At 67.6% G+C, this 13,238-nt stretch carries 13 protein-coding genes; 9 read left to right on the top strand and 4 right to left on the bottom strand.

Translation table 11 applies throughout. From position 1 onward, the window contains the following. Positions 1-121: 121 nt before the first annotated feature. Positions 122-2,284, bottom strand: a complete 2,163-nt coding sequence (locus tag AB0M48_RS45420) for a P-loop NTPase fold protein (RefSeq protein ID WP_363855584.1) — start codon at positions 2,282-2,284, stop codon at positions 122-124. Positions 2,285-2,400: 116 nt separating this feature from the next. Here AB0M48_RS45420 and AB0M48_RS45415 point away from each other — a divergent pair, with 116 nt between their 5' ends. From AB0M48_RS45415 to AB0M48_RS45395, 5 genes are read left to right on the top strand one after another with little or no spacing between them, the layout of a single operon-like run. Beyond that, positions 2,401-4,041, top strand: coding sequence for a circularly permuted type 2 ATP-grasp protein (locus AB0M48_RS45415; protein ID WP_363855582.1), 1,641 nt, complete (start codon positions 2,401-2,403; stop codon positions 4,039-4,041). A gap of 12 nt (positions 4,042-4,053) precedes the next feature. After that, positions 4,054-5,001: an alpha-E domain-containing protein gene (locus tag AB0M48_RS45410; RefSeq protein WP_363855579.1), complete on the top strand. Its 948-nt coding sequence runs from the start codon at positions 4,054-4,056 to the stop codon at positions 4,999-5,001. A gap of 2 nt (positions 5,002-5,003) precedes the next feature. Next, on the top strand, positions 5,004-5,846 hold the full coding sequence (locus tag AB0M48_RS45405; RefSeq protein WP_363855576.1) for a transglutaminase family protein: 843 nt from the start codon (positions 5,004-5,006) through the stop codon (positions 5,844-5,846). A gap of 60 nt (positions 5,847-5,906) precedes the next feature. After that, positions 5,907-6,752: a helix-turn-helix transcriptional regulator gene (locus tag AB0M48_RS45400; protein ID WP_363855574.1), complete on the top strand. Its 846-nt coding sequence runs from the start codon at positions 5,907-5,909 to the stop codon at positions 6,750-6,752. Further along, a complete protein-coding gene (locus AB0M48_RS45395) occupies positions 6,727-6,903 on the top strand; it encodes a DUF397 domain-containing protein (RefSeq protein ID WP_363855571.1) in 177 nt (58 codons plus the stop codon). Before AB0M48_RS45400 ends, AB0M48_RS45395 begins: the two co-directional genes overlap by 26 nt. On the opposite strand, the gene AB0M48_RS45390 is transcribed toward AB0M48_RS45395, so the two are convergent. Then, positions 6,888-7,310 carry a type II toxin-antitoxin system PemK/MazF family toxin gene (locus AB0M48_RS45390; protein ID WP_363855568.1) on the bottom strand — a complete coding sequence of 141 codons (423 nt, stop codon included), beginning with the start codon at positions 7,308-7,310 and terminating at the stop codon, positions 6,888-6,890. The two genes, AB0M48_RS45395 and AB0M48_RS45390, sit on opposite strands and share 16 nt — an antisense overlap. An 89-nt stretch (positions 7,311-7,399) precedes the next feature. Here AB0M48_RS45390 and lepA point away from each other — a divergent pair, with 89 nt between their 5' ends. From lepA to AB0M48_RS45375, 3 genes are all read left to right on the top strand, one after another. Continuing rightward, on the top strand, positions 7,400-9,235 hold the full coding sequence (lepA, locus tag AB0M48_RS45385; RefSeq protein ID WP_363855565.1) for a translation elongation factor 4: 1,836 nt from the start codon (positions 7,400-7,402) through the stop codon (positions 9,233-9,235). Positions 9,236-9,268: 33 nt separating this feature from the next. Then, complete coding sequence (locus AB0M48_RS45380) at positions 9,269-10,093, top strand: DUF72 domain-containing protein (RefSeq protein WP_363855587.1); 825 nt, start codon at positions 9,269-9,271, stop codon at positions 10,091-10,093. A gap of 69 nt (positions 10,094-10,162) precedes the next feature. Next, positions 10,163-10,774, top strand: a complete 612-nt coding sequence (locus tag AB0M48_RS45375) for a class I SAM-dependent methyltransferase (RefSeq protein ID WP_363855563.1) — start codon at positions 10,163-10,165, stop codon at positions 10,772-10,774. A gap of 53 nt (positions 10,775-10,827) precedes the next feature. On the opposite strand, the gene AB0M48_RS45370 is transcribed toward AB0M48_RS45375, so the two are convergent. Continuing rightward, a complete protein-coding gene (locus AB0M48_RS45370; protein WP_363855560.1) occupies positions 10,828-11,055 on the bottom strand; it encodes a hypothetical protein in 228 nt (75 codons plus the stop codon). Between the two features lie 73 nt (positions 11,056-11,128). Further along, on the bottom strand, positions 11,129-11,560 hold the full coding sequence (locus tag AB0M48_RS45365) for a phosphohydrolase (protein WP_363855557.1): 432 nt from the start codon (positions 11,558-11,560) through the stop codon (positions 11,129-11,131). A 98-nt stretch (positions 11,561-11,658) separates the two neighbouring features. Between AB0M48_RS45365 and AB0M48_RS45360 the strand changes: the two genes are divergently transcribed. Then, on the top strand, positions 11,659-13,131 hold the full coding sequence (locus tag AB0M48_RS45360) for a glycosyl hydrolase family 18 protein (RefSeq protein WP_363855554.1): 1,473 nt from the start codon (positions 11,659-11,661) through the stop codon (positions 13,129-13,131). Positions 13,132-13,238: the final 107 nt, after the last annotated feature.

Below are 13,238 nucleotides of genomic sequence, written 5' to 3'. Positions count from 1 at the left end.
GTACTGCACTGGTTACGGTGTGGGAGAGTAGGTCGCCGCCGAACTTAATTTGCCCTGCGGGTTGAGCGCCACAAGCGCTCCCCGCAGGGCTTTTTGCTTTTCCCCGGGACGGACGAGGCCGTCAAAACAGCTTGTCGGCGAGCTCTGCCACGGCGTGCGCGTCGCAGTCGCGCAGCAATTCCCGCAGGTTCGCCGCGGGCTTGCGGTCGGCGTAGGAAAACCCGAGCCGGGCGATCGCGGCACCCCATTGGACGTCGTCGGCGACCGCATCGGCCAGTTCCTGCCAGCCGCCGCGCAACCGCTGGAGATAGGCGGGCCATCGGACCGTGATCTCGGCGATGGCCACCAGGTGGCAGGCCGTCCCGACGTTGGCCGAGCGCAGGACGCGCAGGTAGAACTGCCACACGTTGAGCAGGCGCTTTTCCTCGCGCACTGATTGTTCGGGCTGGGCCTTGAGCCGGCGACGCAGGTGCTCGCGCACCTCGGGGTGCCGTTCGATGGCGACGACCTCCAGCCGGAGGACCTCGGTCGAGATCCTGGCCGCCATCCCGGCGATTCCGGAGATCCCGCCACCACCGGCACCCATGACGATGGACCGCGCGAACACCTCCCGTTGGATCGGCCCGAGTTGGGCGAGCAGGATGTCGTCGACGTTGTCCTCGGTGGTGCGGGGCAGGCGCACCGGCAGCTGGACGAGCTTGCGCAGGAACGTCCAGCCCGGACTCGGGTCGTCCGGGTGCGTCACGATCTTCGCGTCGGCCAGCTCCCGGTAGGCGTTGTCGACGTGCGCTGCGACGACCGCGGTGTCCAGGCCCAGCACGAACCTCGTGGCCGGGAAGGCGTCGGACAAGAACACGTTGATCGCCTCGAACACCTGGGCCGTGGTGCGTGGTGTGCAGCGGTCGAGGTCGTCGATCAGCAGGATCATCCGGTACCCGTGCGCCTCCAGGTCCTCCAGCAACGCCCTGACGTCGTGCTGCACGAGGTACAGGTAGCCGGATCGGGCGTGGTAGTACGGGTCGCGGATCAACGGATCCGTTGTGGTGCCGGAGAAGGCGTTGCTGGCGACCGGTCCGGCGAACAACTCGCCCGGCAGGAACGCCGACGCCCTGCCGAACAGGTAGCGCAGTCCGGTGTGCAGCAGACCGGCCCCGGCCAGGCCGGCGGTGACCCACCACGCCCAGCCGACGTTCAGCTTGGTCAGCCCGCCGAGCAACGACAACCCGAAACCCAGGCCAGCGAACGACAACAACGGCGAGAAGACCCGCTTCCACAACTGGCGCTGGAGGTGTCGGCGGTCGACACGGGCGGCGTTGCGGGCGAACCAGTAGTGCTCGCGGTTGTTCCGATGAGGCAGGATCGCCGCCTCCACGGCCTCGGTCACCGCCTTCGCGAGTCCCGCCCACACCTGTTCGCTCGACTGGTGGCGCCACGGGTTGAACGACACCACCAGCGGGTTGATTTCCGTCGGCTTCGGCGCCGGCTTCGCGGTCGGAGGCCGGTACAGCATCCAGTCCGCCCGGGACACCGTGAACTTGCGCCGCCGGGAGATCTCGGTCGGCGGGCTCACCAGGAGGTCCTTCACCAGTTGCAGCACGGTGCTCTTGCCGGAACCCCATGCGCCCTCGACCGTGATCACGGTCGGCCCGTCGTCGGACCCCGGCCGCAGCACGTCCCCCAGAGCACGCACGAGCGCACCGCGGCCGAGCAGGTCCTCTGTGGCCACCCGGTCGCTGAATCCCCGCGTCACGACCCCGCCGGTCCTCGGCCGTGCAGGCAGTTGCGGGTCCCAGACGTGCAACGAGCCGAGCTCACCGCCGGACGCGATCCTGGGCCGGAGATCCGCGCCGACGTAGCAGAGCAACGCGGTGGTGCGGCCGCCCGGCAGTCCCATGCGCAGCTGCTCGCCGGCCCGGAGGTCCCAGACCTTGATGGTCCCGCCGCCGCTCACGAGCATCAGTTCGAGCATCGTCGGCAACACGGCGAGTGTGCCGACATCGTCACGATGCCCCCGCAACGCGCGTGTGACCCCTCCCGCGGTGACGGTGATGTCCGGGCCGTGCGCTTTCACGTCGAGTTCGTTGATTCGCACTGACAACTGGCCTGCGGGCGCACTCAGCCACTCCTCCCTGGGGTCGCCCTCGTACACCGCGCCCGTGTTCGCGTGGACGGTCACGACCCGGTCGCCCAGCGACACCTTCAGCAGCGGGTCTTCCGGGTCGTCCTGGTTGACAGCGATCGCGGTGATGGGCGCGCCGAGTTCGATCACGCGGTCCAGGCTCATCCGTGTCGTTTGGTCCGGAGAAGTCACGCCTGCAAGGTCGGCAAAGCACCGAGTTTCGTTTCCGGGAGGTTTCTGTCCGGTCGTACTAGTGGGAAAACGGCCTGAACAGGGTGAGGATGTGGACCATGGAGCCCCGAGCCCGCACCTCAGGACTGCGCCGCAGCCGCACGGTCACCACGCCGAGGCTCGGTGAGCTGTTCAACGGCTATCTGAACCCCGAACGGCCCCATGCCGGTGCCTACGACGAGATGTTCTCGACGGACAACGGAGTGCGGAGTGCTTATCGCGCGCTGTACGAGTCGGTGGCTCCGTCGCAGGTCAACGAGCTGAACGCGCGCAGTGAAGCCCTTGGGCGGGCCTTTGTGGACCAGGGCATCACGTTCTCGCTCAGCGGCCAGGAACGGCCGTTTCCGCTCGATCTGATTCCGCGGATAATCACCGCGACCGAGTGGTCGAAGCTCGAGAAAGGCATCGTTCAGCGGGTGCGGGCGATGGAGATGTTCCTCGCGGACATCTACGGCGACGCGCAGATCGTCCGGGATGGAGTGTTGCCCCGGCGTCTCATCACGAGCTGCGAGCACTTCCACCGGGAGGCGGCCGGCATCACCCCGCCCAACGGGGTGCGCATCCACGTCTCGGGCGTGGACCTCGTGCGGGACGAGCAGGGGACGTTCCGGGTTCTCGAAGACAATCTTCGGTGTCCGAGCGGTGTCTCGTACGTCATGGAGAACCGGCGGACCATGGCTCGGGTGTTTCCTGACCTGTTCGCGCGGCATCGTGTGCGGGCGGTGGGGGACTATGCGGTTCATCTGCTCAGGGCGTTGAGGAACGCTGCCGCTCCTAATGCTGCGGACCCGAACGTTGTGGTGTTGACGCCTGGGCTTGGGAACTCGGCGTACTTCGAGCACTCGTTGCTCGCGCGGCAGATGGGTGTGGAGCTGGTCGAGGGGCGGGATCTGTTCTGCCGCGACAACTTCGTGTACCTGCGGACGACCGAGGGGGAGCGGCAGGTCGATGTCATCTATCGGCGCATCGACGACGACTTCCTGGATCCCGTGCACTTCCGGCCTGATTCGGTGCTGGGCGTCGCGGGGCTGTTGAACTCGGCTCGGGCGGGCAACGTCGTCGTCGCCAACGCTGTGGGCAACGGGGTGGCGGACGACAAGCTCGTCTACACGTACCTGCCGGAGATCGTGCAGTACTACCTCGGCGAGAAGCCGTTGCTGCCCAACGTGGACACGTTCCGGTGCTGGCTCTCCGAGGAACGGTCGCACGTGTTCGACCACCTCGACGAACTCGTGGTGAAGCCCGTCGAGGGTTCTGGTGGGTACGGGATCGTGTTCGGGCCGGACGCGACGGTCAGGGAGCTCAACTCGCTGCGGAAGCGGATCAAGACCAACCCGCGCGGGTGGATCGCGCAGCCCGTGGTGCAGCTGAGCACGGTGCCGACCAAGATCGGTGACAGGCTGGCGCCCCGGCACGTGGACCTGCGGCCGTTCGCGGTGAACGACGGCAACTTCATCTTCGTCTTGCCGGGTGGGTTGACGCGGGTCGCGTTGCCCGAGGGCAGTTTGATCGTGAACTCGTCGCAGGGCGGTGGGTCCAAGGACACGTGGGTGCTGGCGGCCAAGTCGTCCACGCAGGAGCGGGAGCTGGCGCAGCCCGGGCTCGCCGGACCGTCCGAAATGGAGGCTGCGGCGGCTGAGCAAGGGCCGGAGCTGACCACGCCCCAGCAACAGCAACAGCAGCAGCAGTAGGGAGGCGCGCAAATGCTGGCACGCAACGCTGAGTCGCTGTACTGGATCGGCCGCTACGTCGAACGGGCGGACGACACGGCGCGCATCCTGGACGTTTCGGTCCATCAGCTGTTGGAGGACGCGACCGTCAACCCCGATGCCACGTCACGGCAGTTGCTGACGGTTCTGGGCATCACGCCGCCGGAGGGTGCTGCCGAGTTCGACGTGTGGTCGTTGACGGAGCTGGTGGCGTACAACAAGGACAACCCCAGTTCGATCGTGTCGTCGGTCAACAGCGCGCGCGAGAACACGCGTGGTGCTCGTGAGGTCGTGTCGACCGAAATGTGGGAGTGCCTCAACACGATGTGGAACGCCGTTGCTGAACGGCAGACCTACGCGCGCACGATGGGGCCGCACGCGTTCTTCAGCTTCGTGGAGGAGCGGGCGGCGATGTTCGCCGGGCTCGCGGACTCCACGATGTCGCGGGACGACGGGTGGCGGTTCCTCGTGCTGGGACGGTCGGTCGAGCGTGTCGACATGATCGTGCGGCTGCTGCTGGCTCGGGTGGGGGACAAGGCGTCCTCGCCGGGGTGGGTCACGGTGCTGCGTTCGGCCGGTGCGCACGACACGTACCTGAGGACGTACCGCGGCGCGTTGGACGCGTCGCGAGTGGTGCAGTTCCTGTTGTTGGACAGGCTGTTCCCGCGGTCGGTGTTCCACGCGCTGAGGCAGGCGGAGTCGTGCCTGGAACAGCTGGAGAACCAACCGTCCGTGCGCGTCGGTGCGCGCGCGGAGGCGCTGCGGTTGCTGGGCAAGGCACGGAGTGAACTGGAGTTCTTGAAGCCGCACGACTTGCTGCCCGACCTGCCGAAGCGTCTTTCGGCGTTGCAGAAGACCGTGCGTGACGTCGGTGAGGCCGTGTCACAGCAGTACTTCCACGTGTCCCCGTGGGTCGCCTGGACGAACACCGAGGTGGGCTGACCATGAGCTGGCGAGTGCGTGTCGTGCACACAACGGGTTATCAGTACGAGGCACCGGTCATGCAGTCGTACAACGAGGCACGGCTGACACCGCGCGGTGACCGCCGTCAGAACGTGGTGGTCTCACGAGTCGAGACCACGCCGGCGACCCGTGCGTACCGGTACACGGACTACTGGGGCACGGAGGTCACGTCGTTTGACCTCCACGCGCCGCACAAGGAACTGCAGGTCGTCGCGTCGTCGGTGGTCGAGACGAGCGACGTGATCGAGCCGGTGACCACGGGGACATGGGCGGACATGCGCGAGGAGAACGTCCTCGACCGGTACACGGAGTTTCTGGAACCGACGCGCTACACGCCGCGCAACCGTGAGTTGCTGGCGAAGGCGCGCGAGCTCAAGAAGGGCAAGACGCCGTCCGAGGCCGTGCTGGCCGCCTCGCGGTGGGTGTGGGAGCAGTTGACGTACCAGCCGGGTTCGACGGGCGTGCACAGCTCGGCCGTCGACGCGTGGCACGAACGCAAGGGCGTGTGTCAGGACTTCGCGCACCTGACGCTGGTGTTGTTGCGGGGCATGGGGATTCCGTCGCGGTACGTCTCCGGGTACCTGCACACGAAGAAGGACGGCGCGCTGCGGGAGACGGTGCGCGGCGAGTCGCACGCGTGGATCGAGGCGTGGACCGGCGGGTGGTGGGGGTACGACCCGACCAACGCCATGCCGGTCGGGCCGCGGCACATCTGGGTCGCGCTCGGGCGTGACTACGCGGACGTGGCCCCGTTGAAGGGGATCTACTCGGGTGGAGCGGCCACCGCGCTGGAGGTGACGGTCGACATCACGCGCCTCGCGTAGGTTGTTTCCACCCGAATGAGCGCCTTCATTGGACCGACTGCAATCCCTAGCGTCGGCCCTATGAGTGTGATCACATCCACCGCGTGCAGCAGGGCTTTGGGCGACGAGCTGCGCCGGCTTCGGGAGACCTGCACCGATCTGGGCGGTGCTCACATGGCCGTGCGGCTGGGCTGGCACCCGAGCAAGGTGACCAACATCGAGAAGGGGAAGGCGCGGGCGAGCGAGATCGACCTGGTGCAGTTCCTGACGATGTGCGGCAAGGACATCGACTTCTTCGAGGACTTCCGAAGGCGCTACAGGTACGCCTTCGACGAGTACGTGGTGCAGGTGCACGAGGATCTGCGCGCGGTTGTGTTCGCCGAGTCCACGGCCAAGATGATGACCAGCTACACCCAGCTGTCGTTGCCGGGACTCGTGCAGACTTCGGAGTACGCCGACGCGCTGTACCGCCTGGGCGGGTTCGTGGCCGAGGAGAGAATTCCGAACCTCGTGCGGATCCGCACGGACCGGCAGGCGATCTTGCGGCGGATCGGCGGGCCGACCTGCTTGTTCTACATCCACGAGCTGGCACTCCGGCAGCGAGTCGGTGACGACCAGATCATGGAGGACCAGTACGCGAGGCTCTTGTTCGAGTCCCACGCCATCAGGATCGTCCCCGCGGACGTGGTGGTCCCCTCGGCCGGATGTGTGCTCTGGGAGTACGACAAGGTGCTGCCGGTCGCCTTCAGTGAAAGCGACCTGGGGAGTCTGCTCGTGCAAGATCCGGGAGCCATCGCGCGGACCAGGCTCCTCTTCAATCACCTGGAGCAGGTCGCATTGGATGCGGGACAATCGCGGACGAAGCTGGCGGAGTACGTCAGCCCTCCGCGAGAGGAATTCGATGGCCGAGGACCGCGTCTGGCGTAAGAGCAGCCGTAGCAACGCCACCGAGCACGGCGAGTGCGTCGAGGTGTCGTTCGCTCAGGACGTGCTCGTTCGTGACTCCAAAAACGCCGACGCGGGCACGCTGAGCTTCAGCGCACCCGCGTGGCGTGCGTTCGTTCAGCGCCAGCCGTGACGTTGGCGTAGGACGTCCACGACCTGGCCGAAGGCGGCGGGTGCCAGCACGGCACCCTCACGCCGGATCTCGTCGTCCGAGTCGAGGGCGAAGACGCGGTCGAGGCGCAGGTACGACGGGCGGCCGTCGCGGTCCCAGGCGCCCGCGCCCAGCTCCACGAAGTCGTCGCGCGGCTCCTTCGAGGAGAGCATCAGCGCCACGAGATCGCCGTCCGCATGCCCCACGACCAGCAGTGGACGGTCCTTGCCGCGGGTGGCGTCCTCCTCGAAGGGGACCCACGCCCACACGACCTCACCGGGGTCGGCGTCGCCGTCCATGGTGGGTGCGTAGTCCAGCTTGGCGGCCCGTGCCGCGTCGAAGATCTCGCGGACCGCGCCCTTGGCCGGGCGGGGGTCTTCACCGTTCATCTGCACGGACGCACCCTAGTGGTGCAGAGCACGCCGGCCACTATGGGACCATAGGGGGACACCCGTCCGATTTTTTGCTGAGGACTGCCTTGACCTCGTTCGCCGACACGACCTTCACGCCGCCGGAGCTCATCCGGAACTTCTGCATCATCGCGCACATCGACCACGGCAAGTCGACCCTGGCCGACCGGATGCTGCAGCTCACCGGCGTGGTCGAAGCGCGGGCGATGCGTGCCCAGTACCTCGACCGCATGGACATCGAGCGCGAGCGCGGCATCACCATCAAGGCGCAGAACGTGCGCCTGCCGTGGCAGCTCGACGGGCAGGACGTCGTCCTGCACATGATCGACACGCCTGGGCACGTCGACTTCACCTACGAGGTGTCGCGCGCACTGGAGGCCTGTGAGGGCGCCGTGCTGCTGGTCGACGCCGCGCAGGGCATCGAGGCGCAGACGCTCGCGAACCTGTACCTGGCGATGGAGAACGACCTCACCATCATCCCGGTGCTGAACAAGATCGACCTGCCCGCCGCGGACCCGGACAAGTACTCCAAGGAGATCGCGCACATCATCGGCTGCGAGCCGGAGGAGGTGCTGCGGGTCTCGGCGAAGACCGGTCTCGGTGTCGGTGCGCTGCTGGACGAGGTCGTGCGGAAGGTTCCGGCGCCGGTCGGCCAGGACGACGCCCCGGCCCGCGCGATGATCTTCGACTCGGTCTACGACACCTACCGCGGCGTCGTCACCTACATCCGCGTCGTCGACGGCAGGATCACGCCGCGCGAGCGCATCAAGATGATGTCGACGGGCGCGACCCACGAGATCCTCGAGGTCGGCATCGTCTCGCCGGAGCCGAAGCCGTCGCAGGGTCTCGGCGTCGGCGAGGTGGGCTACCTGATCACCGGCGTGAAGGACGTGCGCCAGTCCAAGGTCGGCGACACCGTCACGTCGGAGCGCAAGGGCGCCACGGAGCCGCTGGCCGGCTACCGCGAGCCCCGTCCGATGGTCTACTCGGGCCTGTACCCGGTCGACGGCTCGGACTACCCGGAGCTGCGCGAGGCGCTCGACAAGCTGCAGCTCAACGACGCCGCGCTCACCTACGAGCCGGAGACGTCCGCGGCGCTGGGCTTCGGTTTCCGCTGCGGGTTCCTCGGCCTGCTGCACCTGGAGATCACCCGCGACCGCCTGGAGCGCGAGTACGGTCTCGACCTCATCTCCACGGCCCCGAACGTCGTGTACCGCGTCGTGATGGAGGACGGCACCGAGCACGTCGTGACGAACCCGTCCGACTGGCCGGAGGGCAAGCGCGCCGAGGTCTACGAGCCCGTCACGAAGTGCACCATCATCGCCCCGTCCGACTACATCGGCGCGATCATGGAACTCTGCCAGGGCAAGCGCGGCCAGCTCGGCGGCATGGACTACCTGTCGGAGGACCGCGTCGAGCTGCGCTACACGATGCCGCTCGGCGAGATCATCTTCGACTTCTTCGACTCGCTGAAGTCGCGCACCCGCGGCTACGCGTCGCTGGACTACGAAGAGTCCGGCGAGCAGGACGCGGAGCTCGTCAAGGTCGACATCCTGCTGCAGGGTGAGACGGTCGACGCGTTCAGCGCGATCGTGCACAAGGACTACGCCTACGCGTACGGCACGCGCATGGCGACCCGTCTGCGTGAGCTCATCCCCAGGCAGCAGTTCGAGGTGCCGATCCAGGCCGCGATCGGTGCCCGCGTGATCGCCCGCGAGACGATCCGCGCCATCCGCAAGGACGTGCTGGCCAAGTGCTACGGCGGTGACATCACCCGTAAGCGCAAGCTGCTCGAGAAGCAGAAGGAAGGCAAGAAGCGCATGAAGATGGTGGGGCGTGTGGAGGTGCCGCAGGAGGCCTTCGTCGCCGCGCTGTCGACGGATGAGCCGAAGGGCAAGAAGTAGGCTTCAGTGGCACGTCTTCATGTCGGCTGCGCGATGTGGAACCACAAGGCGTGGCTCGGGCGGTACCTGCCGCAGTCGCACCCCGCCGGGGAGCGGCTGCGGGCCTACGCGGGCTGGTGCAACGCCGTCGAGGGCAACACCACGTTCTACGCGACGCCCGCCAGGAAGACCGTCACGACCTGGGCGCGGCAGACCGACCCCGGCTTCCGGTTCGTGGTGAAGCTGCCCAAGGTCGTCACGCACGAGCGACGCCTGGCCGGCGTCGAGGCCGAGATGCGGGCGTTCCTGGACGCGGTCGAACCTCTCGGCGAGCGCGCGGTCCTGTGGACCCAGCTGCCCGGCTCGTTCGGCCCGGCGGAGGTCGACGCCCTGGCCCGCTTCCTGCGCAGGCTGCCCGCCGGCCTCCGGCGCGCCGTGGAGGTGCGTCACCCGCTGTTCTTCACCGACGGCGGAGCGACGTCGCTGCTGGAGGGGGCGCTCGCCGGGGCGGACGCCGAGTGGGTGCCGTTCGACACCACGGTCTTCTTCCAGAGCCCGCCGACCAGCGAGGGCGAGCGGGAGGCCTGGGACAGGAAACCGCGGTTGCCGCGGCGAACGCGGGCGCTGACCGACCAGCCGATCGTCCGCTACCTGGGCCGGGACTCGGTCGAGGAGACGGTCGAGGGGTGGCGGCCGTGGACCGAGGTGGTCGCCGACTGGCTGCGGGAGGGCAGGTCGCCGACGGTGTTCGTGCACACCCCCGACAACAACGACGCGCCGGCGCTCGCCCGCCGGTTCCACGACGAGGTGCGAGCGCTGGTGCCCGGTCTCGACGCACTGCCCGAGCCCGAACCGGTTGAGCCCGCGACCCTGTTCTGAGCTGCGCGTCGTTGCTGTATTGGCAACGACTTTTGCCAGATCGGCACGACCAGGTGCATCGTCACAAGTATGACGACAGCGCAGGAGTTCTGGGAGACCTTCTACTCGGAGCGGGACCAGGTCTGGTCCGGGAAGCCGAATCCGTTGCTGGTGCGCGAGGCCGAAGCGCTGACGCCCGGCAGCGCCCTCGACATCGGGTGCGCGGAGGGTGGCGACGCCGTCTGGCTGGCGAAGCGGGGCTGGCGGGTGCTGGGCGTCGACGTGTCGCAGGTCGCGCTCGACCGGGCGCTGAAGCACGCGTACGACGCCGGTGTCGAGATCTCGGTGGAGCAGCACGATCTCAAGGCCACGTTCCCCGAGGGCCTGTACGACCTGGTGAGCGCCCAGTTCCTGCACTCGCCGGTCGAGGAGGACGGGGAGCGCAACAGCATCCTGAAGCGGGCCTCCCAGGCGGTGGCGCCGGGCGGCCACCTGGTCATCGGCGGGCACGCGGGGGCGCCGTCGTGGTCCGAGCACCAGGACTACTACTTCCCGACGACCAAGGACGTGCTCGACCACCTGGCGCTCAAGGACAACTGGATCATCATCACCGACGAGGTGGTGGAGCGGCCGCTCACCGGGCCGGACGGTCAGCAGGAGACGCGCAAGGACAACGTCCTGACCCTCAAGCGGCTCTTCTAGAAACGCGAAGGCCACCCTCGGCAACGTTGCCGGGGTGGCCCAAGGAGTACTCGTCAGGCGGAACGGATCAAGCGGTCCATCGCCTGGCGGTTGATGATCGAGCGGAGCTCGCCGGTCTCCTCCGCGCTGTGGCGCGACAGGATGGCGTCCAGTTCGAGTCGGTCGCTCTCGGTGGTGTAGCTGGCCAACTGCCGCTCCAGGCTCTGGCGCTTCACACGAGCAGCACGGCGGGTAGCCAGGCTCGAGCGCAGGGACTTCACGGACAGGTCGTGGCGGGTCATCGTGTCCTTCCAATCTTGGTTACGATTCGATAATACACCCTGTTCAAGCGACCTGTACCGATGAAGAAGCGAGTTAGCTCACGTACTCGTCGAGCAACCTGAGGGCTCGTGCGTACTTGGCCTTCAGGCGCTCTTGCGTCGCCTCGTCCAGCAGGGCGATGCGGGCGGGGGAGAGGTTGTCGCTGATGTCCGCGCGCTTCACGGAGAGTGCCAGCGGGTTCGCGGCCACGCGCCTCAGGTAGTCCTCCTGCGGCTCCTCCGGCAGGTGCGACAGCGCCACGACGGCGTCGACCACGGCGGCGGGGCAGCCACGCGCGAGCAGGTCGGCCGCGGTCACCGGCGTGTCCTCGATGACGTCGTGCAGGACGGCGGCCATCTGCTCGTGCTCTCCGGTCACGGCGGCCATGACCCGCAACGGGTGTCCGATGTACGGACGGCCCGACTTGTCGACCTGCCCGTCGTGCGCTGCGGTGGCGATCGTGATGGCGTCTTCGAGGGTGAACACGCGCATCAAGCTAAACCAGGTCTTGACCGGACGCAGTGGTCTAGTCCATTTTTAGTCGACTCACAACATGGTCGCCGCATGATGTGTGGAGGTGGACCATGTCCAAGACCAGACGAGCAGCCATAGCGCTGTTGTCCGCGCTGTTCGCCTGCGCCGGTCTGGTGTTGGTGATCAACGGGAGCGCTGCCGCCGCGAACCTCGCGGCGAACAGCGGCTTCGAGGCCGGCAACCTGAGCGGTTGGACCTGCACCGAGGGCACGAGCGTCACCAACAGCACGAAGCGCACCGGCACGTACGCACTGCAGGGCGCTCCCGCCGGGCAGAGCAACGCACGGTGCCAGCAAACCGTGACGGTGCAACCGAACACGGCCTACAAGCTGTCCGCGTGGGTGCAGGGCAGCTACGTCTACCTCGGCGTCACCGGTGGCGTGGAGAAGAACACGTGGACGCCGGGTAGCAGCGGCTTCTCGCAGCTGACCGTCGACTTCACGACCGGCAGCGCCACCAGCGTCACGATCTACCTGCACGGCTGGTACGGCCAGCCCGCGTACTACGCCGACGACGTCAACCTCGACGGCCCCGGCACCCCGCCGACGACCACGAGCACCACGACGTCGACCCCCACCACTACGACGACGACCACGACGACCACCACCACGACCAGCAACCCGCCGAACACCGGTCTGCCCAAGCACGTCCTGACGGGCTACTGGCAGAACTTCTACAACGGTGCGCGCGCTCTGAAGCTGGCGGACGTCCCCACCACCTACGACATCATCGCGGTCTCGTTCGCCGACGCCACGGCGGTGCAGGGCCAGGTCGCGTTCAACCTCGACCCCGGCCTGAGCAGCCAGCTCGGCGGCTACACCGACGCGCAGTTCCGCGCGGACATCAAGACCGTGCAGGGCCGCGGTCAGAAGGTGATCATCTCCGTCGGCGGTGAGAAGGGCACGATCAGCGTCGGCAACTCGACGGCGGCCACGAACTTCGCCAACAGCGTCAAGGGCCTGATCTCGTCCTACGGCTTCGACGGCGTCGACATCGACCTGGAGAACGGCGTCAACGCCCAGTACATGGGTCAGGCGCTGCGTGCCATCCACGCCGGTGGCGGCAAGGTCATCACCATGGCGCCGCAGACGATCGACATGCAGAACGTCAACGCCGAGTACTTCAAGCTGGCGCTGGCCACCAAGGACATCCTGACGATCGTCAACATGCAGTACTACAACTCCGGCTCGATGCTCGGCTGCGACCAGCAGGTCCACAGCCAGGGCACGGTCAACTTCCTGACCGCGCTCGCGTGCATCCAGCTGCAGTCCGGTCTGCGCGCCGACCAGGTGGGCCTCGGCCTGCCGGCGTCGCCGTCCGGTGCCGGTGGCGGCTACCAGTCGCCGTCCAACGTCAACAACGCGCTCAGCTGCCTCGCCCGCGGCACCAACTGCGGGACGTTCAAGCCGAGCACGACCTGGCCGTCCATCCGCGGCGCCATGACGTGGTCGATCAACTGGGACGCTTCCAACAACTGGCAGTTCGCCAACACGGTCGCTCCTCATCTGGACTCCCTGCCCTAGATGATGGGACCGTCCGGGGGGGCGGGGGCGGGGGGCCGGGGGGCCCGGGGGCGGCGGCGGGGGGGGGGGGCCCGACAAAAAACACTGGGGCAATGGGGAGGGGGGGC

The sequence above is a fragment of the Lentzea sp. NPDC051208 genome, assembly GCF_040682435.1.
GTDB lineage: Bacteria > Actinomycetota > Actinomycetes > Mycobacteriales > Pseudonocardiaceae > Lentzea > Lentzea kristufekii.
This window is presented reverse-complemented; position numbering and strand designations above follow the sequence as displayed.

Coding starts and splice junctions, on each gene's coding strand:
- AB0M48_RS45420 (WP_363855584.1), bottom strand. CDS start 2,284: ATGAGCCTGGACCGCGTGATCGAACTCGGCGCGCCCATCACCGCGATC.
- AB0M48_RS45415 (WP_363855582.1), top strand. CDS start 2,401: ATGTGGACCATGGAGCCCCGAGCCCGCACCTCAGGACTGCGCCGCAGC.
- AB0M48_RS45410 (WP_363855579.1), top strand. CDS start 4,054: ATGCTGGCACGCAACGCTGAGTCGCTGTACTGGATCGGCCGCTACGTC.
- AB0M48_RS45405 (WP_363855576.1), top strand. CDS start 5,004: ATGAGCTGGCGAGTGCGTGTCGTGCACACAACGGGTTATCAGTACGAG.
- AB0M48_RS45400 (WP_363855574.1), top strand. CDS start 5,907: ATGAGTGTGATCACATCCACCGCGTGCAGCAGGGCTTTGGGCGACGAG.
- AB0M48_RS45395 (WP_363855571.1), top strand. CDS start 6,727: ATGGCCGAGGACCGCGTCTGGCGTAAGAGCAGCCGTAGCAACGCCACC.
- AB0M48_RS45390 (WP_363855568.1), bottom strand. CDS start 7,310: ATGAACGGTGAAGACCCCCGCCCGGCCAAGGGCGCGGTCCGCGAGATC.
- AB0M48_RS45380 (WP_363855587.1), top strand. CDS start 9,269: ATGTGGAACCACAAGGCGTGGCTCGGGCGGTACCTGCCGCAGTCGCAC.
- AB0M48_RS45375 (WP_363855563.1), top strand. CDS start 10,163: ATGACGACAGCGCAGGAGTTCTGGGAGACCTTCTACTCGGAGCGGGAC.
- AB0M48_RS45370 (WP_363855560.1), bottom strand. CDS start 11,055: ATGACCCGCCACGACCTGTCCGTGAAGTCCCTGCGCTCGAGCCTGGCT.
- AB0M48_RS45360 (WP_363855554.1), top strand. CDS start 11,659: ATGTCCAAGACCAGACGAGCAGCCATAGCGCTGTTGTCCGCGCTGTTC.